Annotated in this window: 22 protein-coding genes; 8 read left to right on the forward strand and 14 right to left on the reverse strand. The window is 70.4% G+C overall.

What is annotated here, in order from left to right; genetic code table 11:
• The first annotated feature begins 5 nt into the window (after window positions 1-5).
• Together IGS68_RS25285 and IGS68_RS25290 are read left to right on the forward strand one after the other, a co-directional pair.
• Complete coding sequence (locus IGS68_RS25285; protein WP_201075299.1) at window positions 6-335, forward strand: YnfA family protein; 330 nt, start codon at window positions 6-8, stop codon at window positions 333-335.
• 38 nt (window positions 336-373) lie between these two features.
• Complete coding sequence (locus tag IGS68_RS25290; RefSeq protein ID WP_201075301.1) at window positions 374-2,410, forward strand: molybdopterin biosynthesis protein; 2,037 nt, start codon at window positions 374-376, stop codon at window positions 2,408-2,410.
• On the opposite strand, the gene IGS68_RS25295 is transcribed toward IGS68_RS25290, so the two are convergent.
• The 6 genes from IGS68_RS25295 to IGS68_RS25320 form a co-directional block, all read right to left on the reverse strand.
• A complete protein-coding gene (locus IGS68_RS25295) occupies window positions 2,385-2,954 on the reverse strand; it encodes a pyridoxamine 5'-phosphate oxidase family protein (protein ID WP_201075303.1) in 570 nt (189 codons plus the stop codon). The genes IGS68_RS25290 and IGS68_RS25295 overlap by 26 nt on opposite strands.
• 28 nt (window positions 2,955-2,982) lie before the next feature.
• Window positions 2,983-4,137, reverse strand: a complete 1,155-nt coding sequence (locus IGS68_RS25300; protein ID WP_201075305.1) for a Fic family protein — start codon at window positions 4,135-4,137, stop codon at window positions 2,983-2,985.
• Between the two features lie 88 nt (window positions 4,138-4,225).
• Window positions 4,226-5,473, reverse strand: coding sequence for a cation:proton antiporter (locus IGS68_RS25305; RefSeq protein WP_201075307.1), 1,248 nt, complete (start codon window positions 5,471-5,473; stop codon window positions 4,226-4,228).
• A 95-nt stretch (window positions 5,474-5,568) separates the two neighbouring features.
• Window positions 5,569-6,405, reverse strand: coding sequence for an SWIM zinc finger family protein (locus tag IGS68_RS25310; protein ID WP_201075316.1), 837 nt, complete (start codon window positions 6,403-6,405; stop codon window positions 5,569-5,571).
• A gap of 15 nt (window positions 6,406-6,420) precedes the next feature.
• Window positions 6,421-9,561 carry a DEAD/DEAH box helicase gene (locus tag IGS68_RS25315; RefSeq protein WP_201075318.1) on the reverse strand — a complete coding sequence of 1,047 codons (3,141 nt, stop codon included), beginning with the start codon at window positions 9,559-9,561 and terminating at the stop codon, window positions 6,421-6,423.
• Between the two features lie 26 nt (window positions 9,562-9,587).
• Window positions 9,588-9,965, reverse strand: coding sequence for a hypothetical protein (locus IGS68_RS25320; RefSeq protein WP_201075319.1), 378 nt, complete (start codon window positions 9,963-9,965; stop codon window positions 9,588-9,590).
• 216 nt (window positions 9,966-10,181) lie between these two features.
• Between IGS68_RS25320 and IGS68_RS25325 the strand changes: the two genes are divergently transcribed.
• The gene (locus IGS68_RS25325) at window positions 10,182-10,403 is read left to right on the forward strand and encodes a hypothetical protein (RefSeq protein ID WP_201075320.1); all 222 of its coding nucleotides are present in this window, start codon (window positions 10,182-10,184) and stop codon (window positions 10,401-10,403) included.
• 33 nt (window positions 10,404-10,436) lie between these two features.
• On the opposite strand, the gene IGS68_RS25330 is transcribed toward IGS68_RS25325, so the two are convergent.
• From IGS68_RS25330 to IGS68_RS25365, 7 genes are read right to left on the reverse strand one after another with little or no spacing between them, the layout of a single operon-like run.
• Window positions 10,437-10,760, reverse strand: coding sequence for a hypothetical protein (locus tag IGS68_RS25330; RefSeq protein ID WP_201075321.1), 324 nt, complete (start codon window positions 10,758-10,760; stop codon window positions 10,437-10,439).
• Entirely contained in the window at window positions 10,757-11,794 is a 1,038-nt protein-coding gene (nrfD, locus tag IGS68_RS25335) for an NrfD/PsrC family molybdoenzyme membrane anchor subunit (RefSeq protein WP_201075326.1), read from the reverse strand. The genes IGS68_RS25330 and nrfD overlap by 4 nt, the downstream gene beginning before the upstream one ends.
• Window positions 11,791-12,699 (reverse strand): 4Fe-4S dicluster domain-containing protein, encoded by a 909-nt coding sequence (locus IGS68_RS25340; protein ID WP_247881073.1) that lies wholly within the window; start codon window positions 12,697-12,699, stop codon window positions 11,791-11,793. Before IGS68_RS25340 ends, nrfD begins: the two co-directional genes overlap by 4 nt.
• A complete protein-coding gene (gene fdh / locus IGS68_RS25345) occupies window positions 12,699-15,899 on the reverse strand; it encodes a formate dehydrogenase (RefSeq protein ID WP_305800077.1) in 3,201 nt (1,066 codons plus the stop codon). Before fdh ends, IGS68_RS25340 begins: the two co-directional genes overlap by 1 nt.
• A gap of 25 nt (window positions 15,900-15,924) precedes the next feature.
• Window positions 15,925-16,170, reverse strand: coding sequence for a hypothetical protein (locus IGS68_RS25355; protein WP_201075339.1), 246 nt, complete (start codon window positions 16,168-16,170; stop codon window positions 15,925-15,927).
• Between the two features lie 30 nt (window positions 16,171-16,200).
• Window positions 16,201-18,435: a selenide, water dikinase SelD gene (gene selD / locus IGS68_RS25360; protein ID WP_201075341.1), complete on the reverse strand. Its 2,235-nt coding sequence runs from the start codon at window positions 18,433-18,435 to the stop codon at window positions 16,201-16,203.
• Complete coding sequence (locus IGS68_RS25365) at window positions 18,423-19,709, reverse strand: nucleotide sugar dehydrogenase (protein WP_201075343.1); 1,287 nt, start codon at window positions 19,707-19,709, stop codon at window positions 18,423-18,425. Before IGS68_RS25365 ends, selD begins: the two co-directional genes overlap by 13 nt.
• A gap of 468 nt (window positions 19,710-20,177) precedes the next feature.
• Between IGS68_RS25365 and IGS68_RS25370 the strand changes: the two genes are divergently transcribed.
• The 5 genes from IGS68_RS25370 (at window position 20,178) to IGS68_RS25390 (ending at window position 24,477) form a co-directional block, all read left to right on the forward strand.
• Complete coding sequence (locus IGS68_RS25370) at window positions 20,178-20,573, forward strand: hypothetical protein (RefSeq protein WP_201075345.1); 396 nt, start codon at window positions 20,178-20,180, stop codon at window positions 20,571-20,573.
• Window positions 20,574-20,664: 91 nt separating this feature from the next.
• A complete protein-coding gene (locus IGS68_RS25375; RefSeq protein WP_201075347.1) occupies window positions 20,665-21,117 on the forward strand; it encodes a (2Fe-2S)-binding protein in 453 nt (150 codons plus the stop codon).
• A 1-nt stretch (window position 21,118) separates the two neighbouring features.
• The gene (locus IGS68_RS25380) at window positions 21,119-23,407 is read left to right on the forward strand and encodes a xanthine dehydrogenase family protein molybdopterin-binding subunit (protein ID WP_247881074.1); all 2,289 of its coding nucleotides are present in this window, start codon (window positions 21,119-21,121) and stop codon (window positions 23,405-23,407) included.
• A gap of 272 nt (window positions 23,408-23,679) precedes the next feature.
• The gene (locus IGS68_RS25385; RefSeq protein ID WP_201075349.1) at window positions 23,680-24,243 is read left to right on the forward strand and encodes a manganese efflux pump MntP; all 564 of its coding nucleotides are present in this window, start codon (window positions 23,680-23,682) and stop codon (window positions 24,241-24,243) included.
• Between the two features lie 57 nt (window positions 24,244-24,300).
• Window positions 24,301-24,477, forward strand: a complete 177-nt coding sequence (locus IGS68_RS25390; RefSeq protein ID WP_201075351.1) for a hypothetical protein — start codon at window positions 24,301-24,303, stop codon at window positions 24,475-24,477.
• Window positions 24,478-24,547: 70 nt separating this feature from the next.
• Here IGS68_RS25390 and IGS68_RS25395 read toward each other — a convergent pair whose 3' ends face one another.
• A complete protein-coding gene (locus IGS68_RS25395; protein ID WP_201075352.1) occupies window positions 24,548-25,222 on the reverse strand; it encodes a tellurite resistance TerB family protein in 675 nt (224 codons plus the stop codon).
• Between the last annotated feature and the right edge of the window lie 67 nt (window positions 25,223-25,289).

Here is a 25,289-nt window from a genome sequence, read left to right on the forward strand (position 1 = left end):
GGACCATGGCGGCGACGTTCCTGCTCTACGCCGGCGCGGCGCTGGCCGAGATCGCGGGCTGCTTCTCCTTCTGGGCCTGGGCGCGTCTCGGAAAGTCCGCCTTCTGGCTGCTGCCGGGGATGGCCAGCCTCGCCGCCTTCGCCTGGATCCTGACCCGGATCGACGCCGATTTCGCCGGCCGTGCCTATGCGGCCTATGGTGGGGTATATATCGCGGCGTCGCTGGGCTGGCTGTGGGCGGTGGAGGGCGCGCGCCCCGACCGCTGGGACCTGGCCGGCACGGCCCTGTGCCTGGCCGGGGCCGCGGTCACCCTGTTCGGCCCCCGAAACGTTTGAGGCGGCGTGCGTGAAGTTGGTTTTTCCCGAGGTGAGTGATGTCTGAGTCAGACCTGCGGCAGAAGCTGCGAGCCGCGGCCCGGCAGGAACAGTTCCTGGAGGTGGTCGGGCGCGACGAGGCCACGGCCCGGTTCCACCGGCACCTGACCCTGGCTCCCGTCGGGTCCGAGACCGTCCCCCTCTCCGCCGCGCTGAACCGGGTGCTGGCCCGCGACGTGGTGGCCGGGGTCGACGTTCCGGGCTTCGACCGCTCCGGCGTCGACGGTTTCGCCGTGCGATCGGCCGACACGGTCGGCGCGACGGAGGAACGGCCCCGCGTGCTGACCCTCAACGCCGAGGTGCTGACCCCCGGCCAAGCCCCCGCCATGGCGGTCGAGCCCGGGACCGCGACCCTGATCGCCACCGGCGGCATGGTGCCGCGCGGCGCCGACGCGGTCGTGATGGTCGAGCATACCGACGTGATCGACGGGGCCGTGATCGACGGGGCCGTGATCGACGGGGCCGTGATCGACGGGGCCGTGATCGACGGGGCGGATGACGCCGTCAGGGTCGAGTTCCACCGCCCCGCGGCGCCCGGCCAGTTCATCGCCTATGCCGCCAGCGACATCGCGCGCGGCGAGACGGTGCTGCGCGCCGGCCGGCTCCTCACCTCGCGCGAGATCGGCGTGCTGGCCGCCATCGGCCGCGCCGAGGTCGAGGTCTGCCGCCGCCCGCGCGTGGCCGTCCTGTCCACCGGCGACGAGATCGTGGCACCGGGCGATCCGATCGTCCCCGGAAAGGTCTATGATTCCAACGGCGCCATCGTCGCCGCCGCGGTCGCCGAGCTGGGCGGCGAGCCGGTCCCGATGGGCATCCGCCCGGACGACGAGGCGGCGCTGCGCGACGCTGTGGAGCAGGGTCTTTCCGGCTGCGACATGATGATCCTGTCGGGCGGCACCTCCAAGGGCGCCGGCGACCTGTGCTACCGGGTGATCAGCCGCTTCACCGATCCCGGCATCGTCGTCCACGGCGTCGCCCTGAAGCCCGGCAAGCCGCTGTGCCTCGCGGTGACCGGCGGCAAGCCGCTGGTCGTGCTGCCCGGTTTCCCCACTTCCGCGATCTTCACCTTCCACGAGTTCGTGGCCCCCGTGATCCGGGCGCTGGCCGGCCTGCCGCCGGAGCGCGGCGAGACCATCCCCGCCACCCTGCCGATCCGCCTGACATCGGAACGGGGCCGGACCGAGTTCTCGATGGTCTCGCTGGTCCGCACCGACGCCGGGCTGGCGGCCTATCCGCTCGCCAAGGGCTCCGGCGCGGTCACCGCCTTCAGCCACGCCGACGGCTTCGTCGCGATCCCCCAGCACGAGGAGGCGGTGGAGGCCGGCACCGGTGTCACCGTCCAGCTGATCGGCCGAGGCGTCGAGCCGGCGGACCTCGTGGTGATCGGCAGCCACTGCGTCGGCCTCGACCATCTGCTGGGGCTGCTCCAGCGGCGCGGCGTCACCGTCAAGGTGCTGAACGTGGGCAGCATGGGCGGGCTGACCGCGGCCCGGCGCGGCGAGTGCGACCTGGCCCCGGTCCACCTGATGGACCCGGCGACCGGCCGGTACAACGAACCCTTCCTGGCCGAGGGAATGACGCTGCTCCCGGGATACCGCCGCCTCCAGGGCGTCCTGTTCCGCCCCGGCGACGTCCGCTTCGAGGGCCGCGACGCCGCAGGGGCCATGGCGGACGCCGCGGCCGATCCCGGCTGCCTGATGATCAACCGCAACCCCGGCAGCGGCACCCGCATCCTGGCCGACCGCATCCTGGCCGGCGCCCGCCCCGCCGGCTACCAGGCCCAGGCCAAGTCCCACAACGCGGTCGCCGCCGCGGTGGCGCAGGGCCGGGCCGACTGGGGCCTCGCGATCGAGACGGTGGCGGCCGACTACGGGCTGGGCTTCCTGCCGCTCCAGCCCGAGCATTACGACTTCGTCGTGCCCGCCGGCCGCTTGGACCGCCCGGCCGTCCACGCCTTCGTCGCCCTGCTGGCCGACACGGAGATACGGCGCTGGCTGGAGGCGAAGGGCTTCAGCGCGGCACCGTCTCCCCGCTGAGCAGGCCTGTCGGCAGGCCGTCCATGCTGCGGGCGTTCTTCTCCCGGCGGTAGGCCTCCAGGCCCTCCTCGCCCTTGGCCGCCGCCCAGCGGTCCAGGTTGCGCCGGTCGTCGCGGTAATCGAACAGCGGCACGCCGTACCCGCAGGAGGTCTGGACCAGGTCGACGTCCAGCACGACGATTTGCCGCGCGCCGGTCGGCTCCTCCCCGCCGAACGCCTCGGACAGCATCCGGGCATAGTCGTCACCGCCGCGATGCAGGACCCGACCCCTGCCGTACAGGCGGAGGATCGAGGGCGCGCCCTCGAAAGCGCAGAACATGATCGTCAGCCGCCCGTCGGCCAGCAGGTGGGCCGCCGTCTCGTTGCCGCTGCCGGTCTGGTCGATATACGCGGCCGCGCTCTCCCCGAGCACGCGGAAGGCGTTGGCCGGCTTCGGCGATAGGTTGACCCGCGTCCCCTCGGCGGCCGACGCCGTGAAGAAGATGTGCTGCCGCGCGATGAAGTCGCGGTGCGCGCCGGTGATGTGGGGGAACTGCTTCGCCATGCTGCCGTCGTGCTCCCGGTTCTATCGCTCACCTTACCGTGTTTCGGGCGGAGTCGAACAGGGCGATCACCTCCGATGCCGCAAACATCCTTTCCCGTCCCGTGACCGCGACCGGCACGACGATTCCACGCGCCTCCAAATGTCCCACGGACGTGTTCATGCTGGCGAAAGTACCGACGCCGAGGCCCGCCAGCGCGTCCCTCACGGTGAATGCCGGCCGGGTCAGCACCCAGGGAACGAGCCGGTGGACCAGACTGTGCGAGCGGACGCTCGCCGTGGCGGCCTGCCACCGCCCCAGGATTTCCGCCAATCGGTCGAGCCGCGAAAGGTTGCGTTCGGCGGTCTGCGCCGCGAACGACAGGAGAAGCCTTGTCCAATGCGTCAGGTCCCCGGTCAGACGGCCCCGCTTGAGGCCGTCGATGTAGAGGTCCTTGTTCGAATGAACCGCCTCCCCGATGAAGCAGCAGGCATTGGCGGTCGCCGATTTCCACTTCAGCACCAGCGGGACCAGCAACCGCCCGACCCGGCCATTGCCATCCTCGACGGGATGGATATGCTCGAACATCCAGTGCGACAGAGCCTGCCGGACCAATTCAGGCCCACCGGTATCGAGCGTGAACCTTTCCCAGTCCTCCAGCGCCGCACCGAGCGAGGCCGGCCTCGTGTAGAAGAACATGCCGTTGGGAGAGTCATAGTCCGCCGTGCAGTTGGCATAACGCTTCCATCGGCCGGCCGTGGCCGAGACATGCGGATCGGGAGCGCGCTCGAGCAGGCGGCGATGGATTTCCAGGATGGCGTCCCGAGGGGCGAACGCCATTCCTTGCAATGCCTCGTAGGCGTCGGCGCAGGCCGCGACCTGTCCGGCATCCAGGGGGTCGGGCGCGCGGTTCAGGGAGGTCTCGTATTCCAGCAGATCGGTGAAGGTGGTGGTCGCCCCTTCCGCACCGGAGGAATGGACGGCATCGAGCCGGGCGAAGAGCCGGCCGACCGTTCCCTGGACCGGGCGCTCGGCCATCCGGAATCCGGCCAGCGCGCGGTCGAACGCGCCGACCGCCACCGTCGCGTGCTCGACGGCCGGCCAGACATCGTCCAGCGCCGGCAGGGGCGGAACGGGCGGCCTGTAGCAGGAGAGAAGCCTGCCCCCTCCGCCTTCGTCCGCCTCATGAAGACCGAAACCTATCATGGGGCGCAGTCTTATTATAGTTTTCTGGTGAAAACCATAATGACATGCGGGGTCATGAAAGCTTCGTCCTGCCGATCGGGTCGGAAGCTCACGGCGCCACGCGCTCGACCAGGCGGCGCAGGCTCAGGCCCTGGACGATGATGGTGAAGACGACGACCACGTATGTGGCGGCCAGGATCATCGACTTCTCCTCGACTTCCGGGATGGAGAGCGCCAGCGCCACCGAGATGCCGCCGCGCAGGCCGCCCCAGGTCAGGATGGGGACGGTGCCCCGGACGAACGGCGTCCACCGGTCCAGCGCCAGGACCGGCAGGGACACGGACAGGAAGCGGGCGCCCAGCACCAGCGGGACCGCGGCCAGCGGCAGCCAGCCGTAGGAGGTGTCCAGGCGCAGGACCAGCACCTCCAGGCCGATCAGCAGGAACAGGATGGAGTTCAGGATCTCGTCCGCCAGGGTCCAGAAGCCGAACAGGTAACGCTCGGTCAGGTCGCTCATGGCATGCCCGGGCCCGCGGTTGCCGATCAGCAGTCCGGCGACCACGACCGCGATCGGCCCGCTCATCTCCAGCCGCGACGCCAGCGCGTAGGTCCCGGTCACCAGTCCCAGCGAGATCAGGACCTCGACCGAGTAGTTGTCGATCTGCTTCATCGCCTTGTACGCCGCGAAGCCGGCGGCGAGCCCGAGCGCCGCTCCGCCCAGCGCCTCCAGCACGAACAGTTCCGCGACGCCGCTGAAGCCGGTGGCGCCGTGGCCGGACCCGGCCGCCACGGTCAGCGCGATGGTGAAGATCACCACGCCGACGCCGTCGTTGAACAGGGACTCGCCGGTCATGTCCATTTCCAGCGACTTCGGCACTTTCACCGCCTTGAGGGTGCTCAGCACCGCGACCGGATCGGTCGGGCTGATCAGCGCGCCGAAGACGAAGCACCAGCTCAGCGGCACCGGAACCCCCACCAGGTCCGAGACGAACCACAGGCCCAGCGCCACGATCGTGGTCGAGAGCAGCACGCCGAAGGTCGCCATGACGCCGACCGCCCAGGCGCGGCTGCGCAGCGCCGACAGGTTGACGTGGAGCGCCCCCGCGAACAGCAGGAAGGCCAGCATGCCTTCGAGCACCGTCCGCTTGAAATCGACCTGCCTGATGATGTCCGCCAGATCCTGGTACAGGGCGGTTTCCGGAAAGGACAGCTCGACCAGGAGCAGCACGATGGAGGCCGCAAGCCCCATGACCAGCAGCCCCACCGTATCCGGCAGGCCGAGGAAGCGCTGGTTGAGCCAGCCGAACGCCGCCGTCAGGACGAGCAGCACGGCGATCAGTTCGAAGGGAGAAAGCATCTATCACCGGGGAGAATGGGAAGGCTGACAGGACTGTCGGCCTTCCTAACCGCCGGAACCCGGAAAACGTCCTGCCGGACGGCTCCCGGCCGTCGTCAGGGCGCCTCGGCCAGCTTTCGGGCCCGGGCCGCCGCCCTGCCCACGGCGGCGTCCACCCCCTTCAGGAAATCCGCCTCCCCGCGCCAGAACGGCAGGGGACCCAGCGTCGCCGCCAGCACCGCCGGCGCGTCGGGCACGGACGCCGCCCCGAAGAGGTCGGCGGGGACGGGGCGGCCCTGCCAGAACTCGGCCGCGCCGGCGCGCAGCGGCGCGGGCGGCTCCGGCGGGGGTTCCGGCACCGCCGTCCCGGCCGGCCCGCCGAGCAGGGCCACGAAATCGTCGCGCGAACGTCCGCGCAGGCGGAACAGCAGGAAGGGATCGGTGTCGAAGCTCTCCGCCAGCAGGTAATAGACGGCCGCCAGGTGCTTGCACGGATTCGACCAGTCGGGGCAGGAGCACCGGGTCTCGAGATCGTGCAGCTTCGCGGGGAACAGCGGAACGCCGGCCGCCTTGAAGGTGTCCTCCAGGGTTTCCGGCATCTCCCCCGCGATCAGGCGGGCGGCGCTCCAGGTGTCCTCCGACAAGGCCTCGGCCACCTTCTGCCATTGGGCATCGCCCAGCGGCTTCATCCGGATCTCGACCTCGTAGGGCCATGGCCTCGATCCCTGGACCTTGGCGGCGACCACTCCCGGATCGATCGAAAGGTCGATCACCTGCCCCTTGCGGGCATAGGTCCGGCCCCGGCCCAGCCGCCCGCCCAGGTCGAAGGATTCCAGCACCTCGATCCAGCGCCGGCCCCACCAGCTCTCGGCGAATCCGCCGCGCTTGCTGCGCGCCTTGATCCCGCCCTTGGCCTCGCGCGGCCGGGTCGGCCCCCATTCGTACCAGGACATGGCGGCGTCCCTCCCCTATTCCACCGCGTCGCGGCCCAGGCTCAGCAGGTCGCGGAGCTGCGACGTGTCCAGTTCGGTCAGCCAGTCCTCGCCGGTGCCGACGATGGACTCGGCGATGCTCCTCTTGGCCTCGATCATTTCGTCGATCTTGTCCTCCAGCGTGCCCGCGCACAGGAATTTGTGGACCTGAACCTGCCGGGTCTGGCCGATGCGGAAGGCCCGGTCGGTCGCCTGGTTCTCCACGGCCGGGTTCCACCATCGATCGTAATGGAACACGTGGCTGGCCGCGGTCAAGGTCAGGCCGGTGCCGCCCGCCTTCAGCGACAGCAGGAAGACCGGCGGCCCCGAGCCGTCGCCGGCCTGGAAGCGCTCGACCATGCGGTCGCGCTTCGCCTTGGGCACGCCGCCGTGCAGGAACGGGACCTCCCGGCCGAAACTCTCCTGAAGGTGGCGCCGGATCATCTCGCCCATCTCGGTGAACTGGGTGAAGACCAGGGCCTTCTCCCCCACCGCCAGCACCTCCTCCATCATCTCGGTCAGCCGGGCCAGCTTGCCGGAGCGGCCCTCGATCGCGGTGTTGTCGCCCAGGAACTGGGCCGGGTGGTTGCACACCTGCTTCAGCTTGGCCAGGGTCGCCAGCACCAGCCCCTTGCGCCGGATGCCCTCGGCCTTCTCCATCTCCGCCAGGGATTCCTCGACCACGGCGGCGTAGAGCGACGCCTGCTCCCGGGTCAGGGTGCAGAACACCTTCATCTCCAGCTTTTCCGGCAGGTCGTCGATGATGGTGCGGTCGGTCTTCACCCGGCGCAGCACGAAGGGGGTGGTCAGGCTCTTCAGCCGCGCCATGGCCTGCTCGTCGCGCCGGGTCTGGATCGGCGTGAAGAAGTTCCGCTTGAAGGCGGCCCGGGTGCCGAGGAAACCGGGATTCAGGAACTCCATCAGCGACCACAGGTCGCCCACATTGTTCTCCACCGGCGTGCCGGTCAGCGCCACCTTGTACCCGGCCGGCATCGCGCGGGCGGCCTTGGCCTGGCGGGTCTCGGCGTTCTTGATGTTCTGCGCCTCGTCCAGGATCACCCCGGTCCAGGGGATCGACTTCAGCGCCTCCGCGTCGCGCTGGAGCAGGGCGTAGCTGGTCACGACGATGTCGTGCTTCAGGCACTGGCGGCGCAGCGCCGCGGCGGTCTTCTCGCGCGCGGCGCCGTGGTGGACCATCAGCTTCAGGCCGGGGGTGAAGCGCGCCGCCTCCCGCTGCCAGTTGCCCACGACCGAGGTCGGGCAGACCAGCAGCACGGTCGGCCTCTTCTCCGCGGTCTCCCGGTCGTGCTGGACCAGGGCCAGGGTCTGGACCGTCTTGCCCAGGCCCATGTCGTCGGCCAGGCAGGCGCCGAGCCCCCAGCGGCGCAGGAAGGCCAGCCAGGAATAGCCCCGCCCCTGGTAGGGCCGCAGGGCGGCCCGCAACCCCGCGGGCGGGGGCATGTCCGCCAGCGGCTCCCGGCCGGTCAGGCGGGCCAGCAGGTCGTCGATCCAGCCCTCCGCGGCGATCCCCTCCACGTCGGCGTCGTCGCCGCCGCCCAGCGCCAGCCGGACGAGGTCGCGGACGCTGGCCTGCTCGCCCCGCCGCTTCAGGCGCGCGGCGGCCTGCCGGATCTCCTCGGCGTCCAGCAGCACCCACTGGCCGCGCACCCGGACCAGCGGAGTCTTGAGCCGGGCCAGCGCCGCCAGGTCCTTGGCCGACAGGGTCTGGTCGCCCAGGGCCACTTCCCAGTCGAACTTGACCAGATCCTCCAGGGACAATCCGCCGCCGCCCTGCATGGTCGACGCGCGGACCTTGGCTCGGGCGCTGATCCGGGTCTTCGTCCCCCGCGCCGTCCACCAGGCCGGCAGCAGCACCCCGAAACCCGCCTGTTCCAGCCCGGCGGCGAAGCGGGTCAGGAAGTCCACCGCCCCGGCGGCGTCGGTCTCGAATCCCTCGGGGATGCCGCGCTTCAGGCTGGCCTCGATCGGCGGGCACAGCCGCCCGGCCTGGCCGAAGCTCAGCAGCAGGAACTCCCGCAGGTCCGCCTTGCCGCCGGCCAGCCGCGCCAGTTCGCCGCCGCCCTTCCACAGGTCGGACGCGGGCACCAGCAGACTGGGATCGTCGTGGGGCTGCAGCAGGTAGCGCACCATCCACGGGCCGGCGGGGCTGACCACGGCGGGTGGGCCGCCTTCGTCGCCGGGTGCCTCCTCGACGGAAACCGCCGGCTCCTCCAGCCGGAAGCACAGCCGGACCGGGCTGCCCGCAGCCAGGGCCACCGGCCGGCGCCACTGGGCGAGCCGCGCCTCGAACCCGCGGACCGCCGCCTCGTCCGCCCGGATCCGGGCGTCGGCCCCCGTGAGCGCCGCCAGCCAGCGATCGTCGAGGGTCTCCCCCGCCGGCTTCGGGATCCTGTCGGGCTCGGCCCGGACCAGGAAGTCCACGACGGTCGCGACGAATTCCGACAGTACCGACGCCGGCCCCCTGTCCGGAGGTGCCGCGACCGGAACCCCGCCGGCATCCCTGGCCGGACCCGCGGCGCGGGCGGCATCGGGCATGCACCGCGCCAGCCGGGCCAGCGCCTGGGAGTCGCGGCCCAGGAAGACGGGGCGCCAGCGGGCGAAGAGACCGCCGCCGGCACTGACCAGGTCGGGAAGCACGGCGCCGCGCGCCGCCACGGCGCCGGCGAACCGCAGGGCCATGGTCCAGTAGACCAGGTCGGGACCGGCGAACAGGCCGGGGCCGAAGGTTCCGTCCGCAGGGCATTCGGTCAGAAGCCGGATCATGTCTTCCGGACCCAGCCCCACCGCCGCCGTATCCCAGGGCGCCGTATCCCAGGGCGTCGGGGCGAGGGGCTCGGCGGCGTCGGGCGGCTCCTCGACCACGGGGCTCGACGCCAGCGGGCCGCCCGGTCCGGTGGGCAGCCAGAGCGTCATGCGGTCCACCTCGGCCCCAAGCTCCATGGCGTCGGCCAGATCGTCCAGCGCCTCCGCGCCGATGTCGAACGGATTGGAAGGCGGCCGCGGCTGCTTCGGCTTCCGCCCGTGCGGGGACGCCAGCGGCGCCGCGGCGGACCGCGCGGTCTCGCCCCAAAGCCAAAGCCGGCCGTCCCGGAATGCGGCATGAAGGAATACGCTCATGGCGCGACCATAGCCGTCCGCCCCGCTCAGATCATCCGCTGTCCGAAAAGATCCTCCTCGATCAGCCCGATCTCCTCGGTCAGGTCGAAGTACCGGCCGGTCCAGGCCTCGTCGCCGCGCTTGCAGCCGTGCTCGTTGACCTCGCAGGTATGGGCCGTGCAGATCGGGCGCAGGTGCGGGGCGACGGTGCAGCCGCGCGGGCCCATGAAAGGCAGGGCGGGATGCCAGGTCGGCTCCAGCCGCTCGCCCCAGTATTCCAGCGCGAAGTCGCGCGTCAAGTCGCAATACATCGGCGCGCAGCAGGACAGCGGCCTGGCGCAGCGGCTGCCGGCGCATTCGGGTTCGGTGTGGGCGGCCAGTTCGGCATAGAGCGCGATCAGGCGCTGCCGCGGATCGTCGGGCATCGGCCTGTTCCTGGAAGCGGTCCCCGATGGTGCGGCGGCGGCCGGCCGGAATCAAGGCCCTGCTGCCCGATCTATCGGGGCATCCGGCTGAATCCGGCCAACCCTTCTGTAAGGCAACCCAACGAATGCCCATCTGTTAATAGATGTAACCGTCAGAAAGCGGACCCGGCGCCCGCCGCCGCGACCGCTCGGCCCTCGTCGATGCAAGGAACCGCAATGAAGTCGCAGAAAAGTCAGGTTGGATCGATCGACGATCTCAACGCTCTGGTCGACGAGTATCTCGCCAAGGGCAACAAGATCACCCAGTGCCCGCCCGGTCCGTCGGAAGAAGTCGTCTACAAGAACCAGTACCGCAAGCGCCCCAAGAAGCCCGACGCCGCTGCCGCGCCCGCCGAGGCGCCTGCCGACAGGACCGACGCCCCGGCCACGTCGGAATAGCCGGCCGAACCCGATCCGGCATCCCGCCGGGGCTCAGCCCCGGCGGGCCGCGCCGATGATCCCCGCCATCAGGTCGCGCGCCTGCTTCAGGCGGTCGTGCTTCAGCCCCACCACCGGAAAGCTGCCGGAGGTCATCACGCTGACCACGGCGTTGACATGGTCCAGGTGCTCGTCCAGGTCGGGCGACGGCCCCCGTCCCCGGCGTTCGAGGATGAGATGGTCGCGCATCGCGACCAGGCAGCGCAGCACCCCCACGACTTCCTCGTGGTGCTGCTCCGGCTTCTCCTCCAGGACCCGGTCGAGCGTTTCCAGCGCCTTGATGCAGCCGTGCCGCTCGATCACCTCCGGCCCGATCATGACGGCCGCCTCACGCCGCGCGTCCCGAGGTCGCGATCGACCCGGCGGCGCGGGGCCGTTCCTTCCGGTTCCCGCCGGGTCAGCCGGAAATACTCGTCCGGGCGCTCCGCCGACCGGTTGCCGGCCTGGAAGATCGCTTGGCGCATGACCATCCCTCCCGCCAGGATCGCGAGCGAGCCCAGCACGGAAAGCCCCCGGCTCGGCCTCTTCGACAGCGCGTTGACCGCGTGGCAGGCCAGCGGCAAGCCCAGGCCGAGGGCGAGCGCCCCGGCCTTGTAGCCGGAGCCGATCGGCCCCTCGCGCAGGGTTTCGCCGACGCCGGCCTCGTGGTGGCGTCGCTCCGCCAGGGCCGAGGCCACCAGTTCCCCGGCGGCGGCGATGGCGGCGAGGCCGTCGAGCCGCCGGCAGTTCTCCGGATCGCCGGCGACCTGCTCGCCGAGCGACAGGGCCGCCGCGGCCGTCGCCATGGCCGAGGTGCCGAACTGCACCGCCATGGCGCGGGGGGCCGCCGCCCACAGGGGCGTGCTGGTGGCGCTGAGCAGAGCCGCGGTGTAGGTGCTCATGCCGGCGCCCAGGAAGGCGGCCGGGACCTGCACCATGTCAGCCGCGCGCCGCAGGCCGGACCGGCTGCCGTCGCGCCGCCGCTCGCCGGCCATGTGGCCCAGGGCGGTCAGGCCGCTGGCGAGGCCGAAACCGGCCAGGACGAAGGACCCGAACGACATGGGCGAACTGGTCCGGTAGATCCGCAGCATGTTGTAGAAGCGTTCGGGCGTCTTCAGGTCGGCGACCAGCAGCGGCGGCCCGGCCAGCGCGCCGGCCAGCGCCAGGTAGCGGCCGTTGCGCACGATCGTCTCGTCCCGTCCGTCGCCCAGCCGGTCGGCCAGGGTCGCGACGATCTGCGACGACCCGGCGATCCCGGCGAGATAGACGTAGGTCGCGATCTTCCAGTCGAACGGGCTCGGCTTCAGGGATGCCTGGCCGTAATAGGTCTCGCCGTTCCATTCCGTTCCGGCGGCATCGGGGATCGCCCTCATCGGTCCCGCCCCCGTCCGGCCGACATCAGGGCCGCGGCGGCGAGGGTCAGCCCGGCCATGGCGGCGAGGCCCGACAGGAAGCTGGGCCGGACCCGGTCGCTCGCCCGGGTGGGCGCCGCCGGCAGGTTGTAGACCTCCGGCCGGTCGGTCAGCAGAAAGAAGGCGTTCAGGTGCTTCAGGCCGCCGGTAGCCCCCGGCGTATCCGGCGCGCCGTAGAGATAGGCGTCCGTGGCGCCCTTCTCATGAAGGCTCCCGACCCGCCGCCTCGCCCGGTCGAACAGCTCCTCGACCTCGCCGAACTGGATGCTGTCTGTCGGACAGGACTTGGAGCAGGCGGGCTCCAGCCCGCCCTTCAGCCGGTCGTAGCAGAGCGTGCATTTGTGCGCCTTGCCGTCCGCCAGGCTCAGCTCGACCACGCCGAACGGGCAGGCCGGCACGCAGTAGCCGCAGCCGTTGCAGATATCCTGCTGGACCACCACGGTGTCGAACTCGGTCCGGAAGATCGAGCCGGTCGGGCAGGCCTCCAGGCAGGGAGCGTTGGCGCAGTGCTTGCACACGTCGCTCATCATCAGCCAGTTGCTCTGGAACGGCGCCATATCCCGGGCGCGGTCGTCACCGCTGCCGATCTTCTCGACGAAGGCGACATGCCGCCACGTGTTGGCGCCCAGATCGCCCGTGTTGTCATAGCTGTGCCCGGTCAGGCCCAGATTGTCGGCCGGCAGTCCGTTCCATTCCTTGCACGCCACCTCGCAGGCCTTGCAGCCGATGCACAGGGTCGTGTCGGTGAAGAAGCCGTAGCTCTTGCCAGGCTCGATCCGCGTGCCGCAGGTCAGTTCCGACTCGTCCGGGATCACCCCGTTCGGGAAGGACTCGGCATAATCGAGTGCCCGGGGGTGGACGCCCATCAGTCTTCTCCTCCGGAATGGCCGGGTCTCATCAGGCGCCCGCGCCTGACGTTGCAGACCAGCGCCTTGTTCTCGTGCATGCTGGTGTTGGGATCGCCGACGACCGCGGTCAGCACGTTGGCGATGTCGCCGGTCGCATAGCCCTTCCAGCCGAAGTGCCAGGGCATGCCGACCTGATGGACGACCCGCCCCTCCGCCAGGCGGAACGGCTGAAGCCGGTCGGTCACCAGCGCCCGCGTCTCGATCTCGCCGCGCAGCGTCGAGATCACGATCCAGTCGGTGTTCCCGATGCCCAGGTCCCGCGCCAGCTCCGTCGGGATCTCGGCGAACCCCTCCGGCTGAAGCTCCGCCGTGACCGGGACCGAGCGGGTCGGCGTGCCGCCGGAATGGTGCTCGGTCAGCCGGTATGTCGTGAAGGCATGGGGGAAGCGCGGATCGCCGGGCTCCGCCAGCTTGTTGTCGGCCTCCTCCCAGCGCTTGGCGACCGGATTGGACTGCCGCCCGTAGAGCGGATTGCGGACCGGGCTTTCCAGGGGTTCGTAATGGGTCGGCAGCGGGCCGTCCTTCAGGCCGGACGGGGCGAACAGCGACGCCTTGCCGTCGGCGATCATGATGAAGGGGCTGCGGCCGTCCAGAGCCTCCATGCCGACCGGGTGCCTGCTCCAGTCCGGGTCGTATCCCGGCGCCTTGGTCTTGGGGAAGTCGATCGAATCGTCGCCGGTCCAGCTTTCCTTTTCCGCGTCCCACCAGACCAGACGCTTCTTTTCCGACCAGGGCTTGCCCTCGGGATCGGCCGAGGCCCGGTTGCACAGGGTGCGGCGGTTCTCCGGCCAGGCGAAGCCCCAGCCCAGGTGGGTCCCCGGTCCCTCCGGTCCGTCCGCGCGGCGCGAGCGGGACCGGTTGTCGCCCTCTTCCGGGAAGACGCCGCAATAGATCCAGCAGCCGCAGGCGGTGGAGCCGTCGTCCTTGATGTCGTTGATGCCGGTCAGCTGCTTGCGCCCGGCCCAGGTATAGCCGTTGATCTCCTTCAGCACGGCCTCGGCGGACGGGTCGCGGTCAGGTCCCCTCTCCGGATAGTCCCAGGTCAGGTTCCGGATCGGCAGGTCCCGCTCCTTGTCGCTGTCGGCGTACAGCGCCTTCAGGCGCAGGCCCAGGTGATAGATGAACCACAGCTCAGACTGGCTGTCCCCGGGGCCGTCCACCACCTTGTCGTGCCACTGCAGCAGCCGGTGGGTGTTGGTGAAGGTGCCGTCCTTCTCGCCGGCCAGCGAGCCCGGCATCAGGAAGATCTCGGTCTTGATGTCCTCCGGCTTCAGGTCGCCGTCGCGCACCAGATGGCCCTGGTACCAGAAGGAGGCGGTGTCGGTCTCGGCGCAGTCGCGCACCACCATCCAGTCCAGCTCGGCCATGCCGGCCTGCACCATCTTGGAATTGCTGCCGCCGATCGCCGGGTTCTGGCCCAGGAAGAACATGCCGCGGATCACCCCGTCGCGCATCGCCAGCGTCTGGGGAAGCTGGCTGTGGTCGCCGACGATCTTGGGCAGCCACTCGTACCCGAAGCCGTTGGACGGGGCCGCATGGTCGCCGTACCAGGCCTTGAGCAGGCTGACCATGTATTTGGGGAAATTGTGCCACCAGCCGGTCGGCGTCTGCTCGGTCTCCAGGAACTGCTCCAGGTCCTTGTGCGGCCGGTAGGCGTGGGGTTGCTGAAGGTAGCCGGGCAGCATGTCGTACAGGGTCGGAATGTCGGTGCTGCCCTGGATGCTGGTGTGCCCGCGCAGCGCCAGCACGCCGCCGCCCGGCCGCCCGACATTGCCCAGCAGCGCCTGGATGATCCCGGCGCCGCGGATCATCTGGACGCCGGTGCTGTGATGGGTCCAGCCGACCGCGTAGCAGATCGCCCCGGTCCTGTCCCGGCCGGAATTCCGGGTGATCGCCTCGCACACCTTCAGGAAAGTGGAGGCCGGGCAGCCGGTCACCCGCTCGACCATCTCCGGCGTGTAGCGGGCATAATGCCGCTTCATGATCCGGTAGACGCAGTTGGGATGCTGGAGCGTGCGGTCGTGCGGCGCCGGTCCCTCGCTCGTGGTCTTGGAGCTGTCGTTGAAGGACTCGGTCGTGGTCGCGTGGTGCTCGGCCAGCGACGACGGCACCTTCATGCCCTCGTACTGCCAGGTGTCGAGCACGTAGCTCTTCTTTTCCTCGTCCCAGCCGGAGAACACGCCGTCCAACTGCTCCGGGTCCTGGTAGTCGGGCGAGATGATCATCGCGATGTTCGTGTATTCAAGGGCGTATTCCTTGAACCACAGGTCGTTTTCCAGGATGTAGCGGATGATCCCGCCCAGGAACGCGATGTCCGAGCCCGCGCGCAGCGGGGCGTGGATGTCGCACAGGGCCGAGGTCCGCGTGAAGCGCGGGTCGGCATGCACGATCGTGGCACCCTTCTCCTTCGCCTGCATCACGAAGCGGAAGGCGATCGGATGGTTCTCGGCCATGTTCGACCCCATCACCAGGATGAAGTCGGAATTGGCGAGATCCCACTGGGCGAGCGTCGCCGCTCCCCTGCCATAGGTGGCACCCAGACTGGGCACCGACGAACTGTGTCAGACGCGGGCCTGGTTCTCGATCCAGACCATTCCCAGGCCGCCCGAGAACAGCTTCTTGATCAGGTAGTTCTCTTCGTTGTCCAGGGTGGCGCCGCCGAGCGAGCCGAGGCCCAGCGTATGGTTGACGATGGTTCCGTCGGGCAACTTGTGGACGAAGGTCTCGTCGCGGGTCCGCTTGACCAGATGGGCGATGCGGTCCATCGCCCAGTCCATCGGCTTCTCCTCCCACCGGTCGGAGTGGGGAGCCCGGTACAGGACCTTGTCGATCCGGTCGGGCATGGTCATGAGGCCCAGGGTGGCCGCCCCCTTGGGGCACAGGGTCCCCTGGTTGATCGGGCTTCGCGGGTCCCCCTCCACATGGATCACCCGGCCGTCCTTGGCATACATCAGCTGGGCGCAGCCGACGGCGCAGTAGGGACAGATGTTGGTCCCGACCGTGTCCGCCTCCTCCAGCCGGGGCCTGAGGCCCCGCGACATCGAGCTTTCCGCCGCCTTGGTGGCGGAGGACTGGCCCGCGACCTGGCGCGGAACGGACCATTCGCGGACGAAGCCCCCGATGCGCTCGGAGATCGTGCGGCTGCGGATGCGTTTCATGGTCCTATCCTCGCTCCCGATCTATTCACCGGCTGCCTTGGTCGGCGAGCCACATGTCCTGGACGATGCCGGCGATCAGGTCGTCGGCATCCTTGTAATGGACGATCACCCGGGCCTGGGATCGCTGGAGGCCCGGCAGGTCCTGCGGCTCGACCGGCGCCGAGGGGGCCAGGACGAACAGCATCGGCTGGCCGTCCTCCGGTTCCATCCTGAACCGCCCTTCCTGGACGATCGTGATGGTGCCGGTCATGGTCTTCAGCGCGGACTTCATGGCCCCGGCCCCTTCGCCGTCACGGCGTCTTCACCGTCGAAACTCCCGGTTTGGTAACGACGGCCGGGGCGGGAGGTTCCCAAGAATGATTCGGGGTTCGGAACCGGCGGCGGATTCGACGGCGCCGATCACCGCGGCATGGTCGTAGCCCAGGCTCCGGAGCGCCGCGACGCACGCCTCCGCCCGGCCGGCCGGCACTCCGGCGAGCAGGCCGCCGGCTGTCTGCGGGTCGAACAGCAGGTCCGGCACGGCACCGTCGGCATGCGGGGCGGCCGCGGCGTTGCCGGGATGCAGGGTGCTGCGGACGCCGGCCTCCAGCATCTCGGCGGCCCCGTCCAGCGCCGGGACGGCGGACGCGTCGAGGCGGATATCGCTCCGGGAGGCCGCCATCATCTCGACCAGGTGGCCGAACAGGCCGAACCCGGTCACGTCGGTGCAGCCGCCGGCCCCGTGCTCCGCCAGGCAGCGCGCGGCCGGTCCGGACGGCTGGTCCATCGCCGCGAGCGCCCCCGCCACCCAGCGCGCCCGCGCCCTGCCCCGCATCGCGCCGGCGAGCAGCACGCCGGTGCCCAGAGGCTTGGTCAGGATCAGCCGGTCGCCCGGCCGGAGGCCGCCCTTGCGCAGCAGGCGTCCCGGCTCGACCGAGCCGGTGACGGTGAAGCCCAATGCCGGCTCCGCCGCTTCCGCGCTGTGGCCGCCGACCAGCAGGGCGCCCGCGTCCCGCAGCACGTCCAGACCGCCCCTCAGCATCTGGAACAGGTCGTCCTCGACGATGTCCGGCCGCCCCGGGGGCACGCAGGCGATCGCCAGAGCGGTCGAGGGCTCCGCCCCCATGGCGTGGATGTCGCCCAGCGCGTGGTTGGCGGCGATCCGGCCGAACAGGTAGGGGTCGCCCGTGAAGGCGCGGAGGAAATCGACGGTCTGGACCGTCAGCCGCCCGGCCGGTGGCGGCTCGATCACCGCGGCGTCGTCGGCGCCGGAGTCCAGCCCGAGCCGGCGCAGCGCGCCCTTCAAGGCACCGGCCGGCACCTTGGCGCCGCAGCCGGCGCAGCGCGGTTCGGCCCCCGGTCCCGGCATGGGTTTCGGCGTCATCGCCGGGACGTCCTGGAACTTCGCCATGAACCGCCGGTCGATCCGGTCCTTCAGCCACCAGGCCCAGCGCCCCTCCGCCGAGAAGCCCCCGCGCGAGGCGACGGCGTAGCGTTCCCCGGTGCTGATCAGCTTGAGGTAGTTCCGCTGCGGCGCGAAGGGCACCGGCGGCCGGCCGGACAGCGCCCGGCGCAGGTTGCCGGTCAGCGGCGGCCCCTGCCGGACCGCGAAGACCCCCGCCTTCTCGCGCGGGTGTTCCAGCACCGCGGCCACGTCGCCCGCCGCGAAAACCCGGTCGTCGTCGACGGAGCGGAGCGTCGCGTCGACCGCGACGAAGCCGCGCTCGTCGAGCGTCAGCCCCGTCCGTCGCAGCCAGGGCGCGGCACCCGCCTGGACCGCCCACAGCGCCTCGTCGAACGCGATCCGCCGGCCGTCGGCGCAGACCAGGGCGCCCGGCTCGACCGCGGCCACCTCGGCGTCGGTGAGCACCTCGACCTCCCGCTCGGCCAGCAGGCGGTCGAAGCGGTCGCGGACCCGCGCGTCGTCGTTGGCCAGCAGCCGGCCCCGCGTCACCAGCACCACGCGGGGCCGCAGCGCCGCCTTTCCTTCCGCCGCCATCAGGCCCCCGAGCCGGTGGTCGATGGACAGGGCCAGTTCCACGCCCGCCGCCCCGCCGCCGACCACCACCACGTCGAGCCGCCGGTCGGCCGCGCGGACCCGCTCCACCACCGCCGCCCAGCGGCCGGCCAGCCTGTCCACCGGCTTGACCGCGGTCGCGTGCTCGGCCGCCCCCGGAACGTCGTGGGCCCGCGGCGTCGACCCGATGTCGAGCGACAGCACGTCGTAGCGCACCGGCGGCCGGCCGGACAGCAGCACGGCGCGGTTCGCCCGGTCCAGGCCCGCCGCCTCGGCATGGATCAGCCGCGCGCCGGCGAACCCCGCCAGCCTCATCAGGTCGATATGGCAGGCGTCATGGTCGTAATGGCCGGCGATGAAGCCCGGCAGCATGCCGGAATAGGGCGTCTCCACGTCCCGGGTCACCAGGGTCAGCCGCACCCCCGGCATCGGGCGCATGCCGAAGCTTTTCAGCACCTGGACATGGGAATGGCCGCCGCCGACCAGCACCAGTTCGGCCGTGGTTTCATTGGATGAAGCGGCGCCGCTCACAGGCGCCACAGCCGGATGCCCTCCGGTGTCGCGGCCCGGTCCAGGCACGACTTGACGTCCACCGCCAGCCCCCGCCCGCCGTCGAGCAGCCGGGCGATGCCGGGCCAGCCCGCCTCGAGGTAGCCGGCGTGCGGGACGGCCAGGATCACGGCGCCGGCCGGCGGCAGGGATTCCAGGGGCAGCAGCTCGATGCCGTAGTCGCGCCGGGCCTCGTCCGGGTCGGCCAGGGGATCGTGCAATGCCACGCAGACGCCGAAGCTTTCCAGCTCGCGCACGATGTCGACGACGCGGGTGTTGCGGATGTCCGGCACGTTCTCCTTGAAGGTCAGGCCCAGGACGGTGACCCGCAGGCCGCTCCCGCCCCCCTCCCGCATCAGCCGCTTGACGGTCTCCTGCGCGATGAAGGCGCCCATGCCGTCGTTGATCCTGCGCCCGGCGAGGATCACTTCCGGCTGGTATCCCGCCTGCTCCGCCCGGTGCGTCAGGTAATAGGGATCGACGCCGATGCAGTGGCCGCCGACCAGGCCGGGGGTGAAGTTCAGGAAGTTCCACTTGGTCCCCGCCGCCTCCAGCACGTCGCTTGTGTCGATGCCGAGGCGCTGGAAGATGCAGGCCAGCTCGTTCATCAGGGCGATGTTCAGGTCGCGCTGGGTGTTCTCGATCACCTTGGCGGCCTCCGCCACGGCGATCGAGGGCGCCCGGTGGATTCCGGCGCGCACCACCCCGCCGTACAGGGCCGCGACCCGGTCGAGCGCCTCCGGGCTGGACGCCGAGACCACCTTGGTGATCGTCTCGAACCGGTGCTCGCGGTCGCCGGGATTGATCCGCTCCGGCGAATAGCCCACCGCGAAATCGCGGCCGAACGCCAGCCCGGACCGCGCCTCCAGGATCGGCACGCATTCCGCCTCGGTGGCGCCGGGAAACACCGTCGATTCGAAGACCACGAGGTCGCCGCGCTTCAGATGGTCCCCGACGGTGCGGGACGCGGACAGCAGCGGCCCCAGGTCGGGCCGTTTCGCGTCGGAGATCGGCGTCGGCACCGTGACGATGTGGACGGTCGCCCCCGCCAGGGCGGCGGGGTCGTCGGTCAGTTCCAGCCCGGCCTCCGCCAGCGCCTCCGCCGTGACCTCCCCGGTCCGGTCGAGATGCCGGCGCAGTTCGGCGATGCGGCGGGAATCGATGTCGAATCCGATGACCCGATGGCCGTTCCGGCCGAAGGCCGCCGCGATGGGCAGTCCGACATATCCCAGCCCGACGATGGAGATGGCGTGATCGCTGCGCATGGACCCAATGTCTTTCGGTCTGCAGGAGGGCGGGAAGGGACAGATAGCAGATAGGCGCGCCTGCGGGAAATCCTGCCGAGCGTCGACGGAATCGTTCGATCCGTGCTGCGTGACCGAGGCCGCATCGACGTGCCCGATCTGGTCGATGAAGGCGCTGCCGGAACCCGCGGGGATCAGTTCTGCCCGACGTTGGGCTTGTTGGGGCCGCCCCTCTGAAAGAGGATCGCCTGGCTCGCGGTGCCTTCCTGGTGAACGACCGAACCGGGCCTCGGCCTTTCCGGAGCCCGGGCGCGGCCGGTCGGCAAATGGGCAGTATACCGCCCGGACCCCTGGAATCCGAAACTGATTTTCCGCATGGCAGGCGGTGGACAGGTCTGTCCGTTTCCACGGCGTCGGCAAGGAACCCTGAACTTCCTCGACCCGTTCTCCGGGCTCCGGCGCAAGGCGCCTTGGTGGGAGACAGGGATCATGAAAAGCACAGCACTCGCCGCTGCCTTGGCCGCAGGCGTCCTGGCGGGGGTCGCCCCGGGGGGAGCCCGGGCCCAGGACGTCAAGGAAACCGTCTGCGCGCAGGGAACCTATTCGGAACCATGCCCCGAGGTGATCTGGTGTCCGGCGGAAAACTGCGGGATCGGCATTCCGCAGCCCGACGGCCAGCTCGAGATCATTTCCTCGACCGAGAGGAAGATGGAGGGCACCTCGCGCCGCCCGGTCCAGGCCGGCAAGCCGATGACGCTGGAGAGCATCACCGGCCGGGTGATCGTCTTCGAGTGGGAGGACGCAGGCCAGGTCGAGCAGGCGGGATCGGACCTCACCATCAAGGACATCCTGTACGTCGTCATGCCGCCCGCCGGGCCGGGCTGATCCCGGACGGGCACAGGACCGGGCCACAGGCCCGGACCGCGCTCCGTACCGGGGCATCCATCGAACGGCATTTGAACGGGAAGAGAATTTCATGATCAAGCTGCGCATCAACGGGCAGGAAAAGCAGTATGACGGCGATGGGGAGATGCCGCTGCTGTGGTACCTGCGGGACGAGCTGGGGCTGACCGGGACCAAGTTCGGCTGCGGCATCGCGGCATGCGGCGCCTGCACCGTGCATCTGGAAGGCGAGGCCGTCCGGTCCTGCCAGACCCCGGTCAGCGCCGCCGAGGGCATGTCGGTGACGACCATCGAGGGGCTCGACCCCGAGGGAGATCATCCGCTCCAGAAGGCGTGGCGCGCCCAGGCCGTCCCCCAGTGCGGCTATTGCCAGACCGGACAGATCATGCAGGCGGCGGCCCTGCTGAAGCAGACGCCGAACCCCACCGACGAGGATATCGACAGCGTGATGTGGGGCAACATCTGCCGCTGCGGCACCTATACCCGCATCCGCAGCGCGATCCGCGCCGCGGCGAAGGAGGCCTGAGATGGCAGCCACTGGACTGTTCAATTTCAGCCGGCGCGACGTGCTCAGGGGCATCGTCGCCGGCGGGGGCCTGGTGCTGGCCGCGCGGTTCATGCCTTTGGGCAGCTCCGTCGCCCAGACCGCCGGTGCCTACGGCGCGGCCGCCATGCCGCACGGCACGATCAACGACCCCAACGCCTTCATCTCGATCGGCAAGGACGGCATCGTCACCATCGTCTGCCACCGCTCCGAGATGGGCCAGGGTGTCCGCACCGGCATGCCGCAGATCGTCGCCGACGAGCTGGAGGCCGACTGGGCACAGGTGCGCGTGGTCAACGCGCCGGGCGACGAGGAGCGGTTCGGCAACCAGGACACCGACGGGTCGCGGAGCACCCGGCACTTCATGCAGCCGATGCGCGAGGCCGGCGCCGCCGCCCGCATGATGCTGGAGGCGACGGCGGCCAAGCGCTGGGGCGTCGAGCCCGGCGAGGTCGAGGCGCGCAACCACGAGATCGTCCACAAGGCGTCGGGCCGCAAGCTCGGCTACGGCGAGCTGGCCGAGGAGGCCGCCTCCCTGGAGGTTCCGGCCAACGACCAGCTCCGCCTGAAGAACCCCGAGCAGTTCCGCTACATCGGCAAGGCGATGCCGCTGGCCGACGGCTTCGACATCACGGTGGGCAAGGCCCGGTACGGCTTCGACACCTGGATGGAGGGGATGAAGTACGCGGTGGTCGCCCGGCCGCCCGTGTTCGGCGGCAAGGTCGCCACGCTCGACGACGGCGCCGCGCTGAAGGTCCCGGGCGTCGAGAAGATCGTCCGGATCGAGGGCACCTCGGCGCCCGCCAAGTTCCAGCCGCTGGGCGGCGTCGCCGTGATCGCGAGGAACACCTGGGCGGCGATGAAGGGCCGCGACGCGCTCAAGATCACCTGGGAGGACGGGCCGCACGGCTCCTACGACAGCGAGGCCTTCCGCAAGCAGATGGAGGAAACGGCCCGCAAGCCCGCCAAGGTGGTGCGCGACGACGGCGACGCCGAGGCGGCGCTGGGCAAGGCGGCGAAGAGGGTCGAGGCGGAATACTACATCCCGCACCTGGCCCAGGCACCGATGGAGCCGCCGGCAGCGACGGCGCGGATCGCGGACGGCAAGTGCGAGGTCTGGGCCTGCGTCCAGGCGCCCCAGGTCACCCGCACCGACGTGGCGGAACGGCTGGGCCTGAAGGTCGAGGACGTGACCGTGCATGTCACGCTGCTCGGCGGGGGCTTCGGCCGCAAGTCCAAGCCGGACTTCGCGATCGAGGCGGCGCTCCTGTCCAAGGAGATGGGCGGCGCCCCGGTCAAGCTGCTGTGGACCCGCGAGGACGACATCCGGCACGGCTACTACCACACCGTCTCGGTCGAGCGGATCGACGCCGGGCTGGACGACAAGGGCAAGGCGGTGGCCTGGCGGCACCGCAGCGTGGCGCCGACCATCACCTCCATCTTCATGCCGGACACCAAGCACCAGGGTCCGTTCGAGCTGGGCATGGGGCTGGTGGACGTGCCGTTCGACATCCCCAACCTGCGCTGCGAGAACGGCGAGGCCGAGGCCCATGCCCGGATCGGCTGGTTCCGGTCGGTGTCGAACATCCCGCACGCCTTCGCGATCCAGTCCTTCGCGGCCGAGCTGGCGGCGGCATCCGGCAAGGACCAGAAGGACTATCTGCTGGAGCTGCTGGGACCGCCGCGGGTGGCGGCGCTGGAATCGCTCGACACCCTGTGGAACTACGGCGAGTCGACCAAGGTCTATCCGGTCGATGTCGGCCGGCTGCGCCACGTGGTCGAACTGGTGGCGGAGAAGTCGGGCTGGGGACGCCAGCTGCCCAAGGGCCACGGCCTGGGCATCGCGGCGCACCGCAGCTTCGTGACCTATGTCGCGACGGTGGTCGAGACGGTGGTTGCCGAGGACGGCACCCTGACCATTCCCCGGGTCGACGTGGCGGTCGATTGCGGCAACGTGGTCAACCCGGAGCGGGTGCGCGCCCAGATGGAGGGGGCCTGCATCATGGGCCTCAGCCTGGCGCTGTCGAGCGAGATTTCCTTCAAGGAGGGTCGCGTGGTCCAGGGCAACTTCGACGACTATCAGGTCGCCCGGATCGACCAGGCCCCGCGGGAGATCAACGTCCACATCGTGCCGTCGAACTGGGACCTGGCGCCGGGCGGCGTCGGCGAGCCGGGCCTTCCGCCCTTCGCGCCGGCCCTGACCAACGCCATCTTCGCGGCGACCGGCAAGCGCATCCGCCGGCTGCCGATCGGCGACCAGCTCAGGGCCTGACGGCGGGGCGGGATCGGCGATATTTGAACAGCTGTTCAGATTGACAGGTGCCACCGCCGCGCCTATGGTGCCCCGACCATTGGGGAGTAGCTACCCTCCCGCGGGCCGCCCGCGGGAGGGGTTCGCGCCAACAGACTCGGGGATAGCCCGTGGCGCGTGCGGCAACCGGACGTCAGGTCCGGAGGCTCGGCGAGACTGATGGCACGACCGCCGCCCGAAGGCCAACCGGGTGCGGGCGTGCTATCCTGCTTCGTCTGGCCGGAGAAACCCGGATGATCGGCGCCACGTCCTTCGCGCTCGCCTTCAGCCTGTCCATGGACTCCTTCGCCGCGGCATTGGGTCGCGGCGCCGCCCATACGCGCCCCGGCCTGCCGGAGGCGTTGCGCGTGGGGATCACCTTCGGCGCGTGCCAGCTGCTGATGTCGGTGGTCGGCTGGGCGGTCGGCGCGTCCTTCGCCGAGACGGTCCAGGGCGTCGACCACTGGATCGCCTTCGCGCTGCTGCTGCTCATCGGCGGCAGCATGGTCCGCAACGCCCTGGCCGCGGAATCGGACGACGGCGCCGCGGCGAAGCGCTCCGGCTGGCTGTCGCTGCTGGCGACCGGCGTGGCGACCAGCATCGACGCCAGCGCGGTCGGCGTCGGCCTCGCCATGGCCGACCTGGACATCGTCGTGACGGCGACGGTGGTGGGACTGGTGACTTTCCTGATGGGGTTCGGCGGAGTCATGCTGGGCCACGCGGCCGGTCCGCTGCTCGGGCGCCGCGCCGAACTGATCGGAGGGGTTGGCCTGATCGGCATCGGCACCAAGATCCTACTCGAACATCTGAAGTCGTGATGCATATTGTCCGGTACTGATCGGACGAGAGACCATCAAGAGCCTGGAGAGCCTGCCATGTGCTGCCGCACAGCCGTCGAACGAGCCTTTTCCGAGATGAAGGCGTCCGGAGCCCCCGACCGGCACGCGCTGGAAGCCGCACTGATCATCCACCGGTTCCATCATCCGGAGATCCCGTTCGACGAGGCGCTGACCGAGGTGTCGCGCTGGACCGTCGGACGCCTGGTGCACTGACCGCCCGGTCCGGGCGAAACCGGGACGGCATGGGGGCGGCAGGATGCCGCCCCTCCGGTCGAGCCGTTCCTTACGAAGCGACGCTGTCCAGCTCCCGCCGGCGGGCGTCGGGAATGTTCAGGCGGCTCGCCAGGAAGTCCAGGTAGCGCCGTTCGGTCTCCGACCCGCCGCGGATCGCGATCTCCGACGCCAGATAGACCTGTTCGGCGGTGTCCTGGTCCTTGACCTGGCGGATGATGTCGTCGGTCGAGCGGGGCTGGCGGATCTCCTGCTCGACGATCTGCCGCTCCTCCGGTCCGGCGCCGGCCTTGTCCAGGTGCTGGATGATCCGCTGGCGCTCCTCGGCGGTGATCTGGCCGTCGGCGTTCGCGGCGGAGATCATGGCGCGGATCAGCAGCAGCGCCTGGTCCTCGTTCATCTGCGGTTCGGCCGGCACTTCCTTGGTCGGCTGGAACACGCCGAGGGCATCGAAGATCGGAGCGAAGGGACCGCTGGCACCCGACTTCTGCGGAGCCGGAGCCGGGGCGGCGGCCTGGTCGCTGCTGCCGCTGTCGCGGTAGGCCTTGTAGGCGAGGTAGGCCAGCGCAGCCATGCCGGCCTTGCCGCCCAGGCCCATGCCGCCCCTCGTCTTGCCGCCCCCGAGCAGCATCGGCGCCGCCGTCGCGAGCGCCGCGCCGCGTCCGCCGGTCCGGCCGGCAAGTCCGGATACCAGCATCGTGCCGAGCACCTTGGTCAGATTGGCCATGTCAGCCTCCCATGTTTCATGTCGATGGATCGTTAACGATTGCCGGCGCCCGAGGTTCAGCATGCCC

Origin of the sequence: Skermanella sp. TT6 (assembly GCF_016653635.2) — a bacterium.
In the GTDB taxonomy this organism is placed as follows: domain Bacteria; phylum Pseudomonadota; class Alphaproteobacteria; order Azospirillales; family Azospirillaceae; genus Skermanella; species Skermanella cutis.

Coding starts and splice junctions, on each gene's coding strand:
- IGS68_RS25290 (WP_201075301.1), top strand. CDS start 374: ATGTCTGAGTCAGACCTGCGGCAGAAGCTGCGAGCCGCGGCCCGGCAG.
- IGS68_RS25375 (WP_201075347.1), top strand. CDS start 20,665: ATGATCAAGCTGCGCATCAACGGGCAGGAAAAGCAGTATGACGGCGAT.
- IGS68_RS25380 (WP_247881074.1), top strand. CDS start 21,119: ATGGCAGCCACTGGACTGTTCAATTTCAGCCGGCGCGACGTGCTCAGG.
- IGS68_RS25365 (WP_201075343.1), bottom strand. CDS start 19,709: ATGCGCAGCGATCACGCCATCTCCATCGTCGGGCTGGGATATGTCGGA.
- IGS68_RS25315 (WP_201075318.1), bottom strand. CDS start 9,561: ATGAGCGTATTCCTTCATGCCGCATTCCGGGACGGCCGGCTTTGGCTT.
- nrfD (WP_201075326.1), bottom strand. CDS start 11,794: ATGAGGGCGATCCCCGATGCCGCCGGAACGGAATGGAACGGCGAGACC.
- IGS68_RS25355 (WP_201075339.1), bottom strand. CDS start 16,170: ATGAAGTCCGCGCTGAAGACCATGACCGGCACCATCACGATCGTCCAG.
- IGS68_RS25390 (WP_201075351.1), top strand. CDS start 24,301: ATGTGCTGCCGCACAGCCGTCGAACGAGCCTTTTCCGAGATGAAGGCG.
- IGS68_RS25305 (WP_201075307.1), bottom strand. CDS start 5,473: ATGCTTTCTCCCTTCGAACTGATCGCCGTGCTGCTCGTCCTGACGGCG.
- IGS68_RS25320 (WP_201075319.1), bottom strand. CDS start 9,965: ATGCCCGACGATCCGCGGCAGCGCCTGATCGCGCTCTATGCCGAACTG.
- IGS68_RS25340 (WP_247881073.1), bottom strand. CDS start 12,699: ATGGGCGTCCACCCCCGGGCACTCGATTATGCCGAGTCCTTCCCGAAC.
- IGS68_RS25330 (WP_201075321.1), bottom strand. CDS start 10,760: ATGATCGGGCCGGAGGTGATCGAGCGGCACGGCTGCATCAAGGCGCTG.
- IGS68_RS25395 (WP_201075352.1), bottom strand. CDS start 25,222: ATGGCCAATCTGACCAAGGTGCTCGGCACGATGCTGGTATCCGGACTT.
- IGS68_RS25370 (WP_201075345.1), top strand. CDS start 20,178: ATGAAAAGCACAGCACTCGCCGCTGCCTTGGCCGCAGGCGTCCTGGCG.
- IGS68_RS25285 (WP_201075299.1), top strand. CDS start 6: ATGGCGGCGACGTTCCTGCTCTACGCCGGCGCGGCGCTGGCCGAGATC.
- IGS68_RS25300 (WP_201075305.1), bottom strand. CDS start 4,137: ATGATAGGTTTCGGTCTTCATGAGGCGGACGAAGGCGGAGGGGGCAGG.
- IGS68_RS25325 (WP_201075320.1), top strand. CDS start 10,182: ATGAAGTCGCAGAAAAGTCAGGTTGGATCGATCGACGATCTCAACGCT.
- IGS68_RS25310 (WP_201075316.1), bottom strand. CDS start 6,405: ATGTCCTGGTACGAATGGGGGCCGACCCGGCCGCGCGAGGCCAAGGGC.
- IGS68_RS25295 (WP_201075303.1), bottom strand. CDS start 2,954: ATGGCGAAGCAGTTCCCCCACATCACCGGCGCGCACCGCGACTTCATC.
- IGS68_RS25385 (WP_201075349.1), top strand. CDS start 23,680: ATGATCGGCGCCACGTCCTTCGCGCTCGCCTTCAGCCTGTCCATGGAC.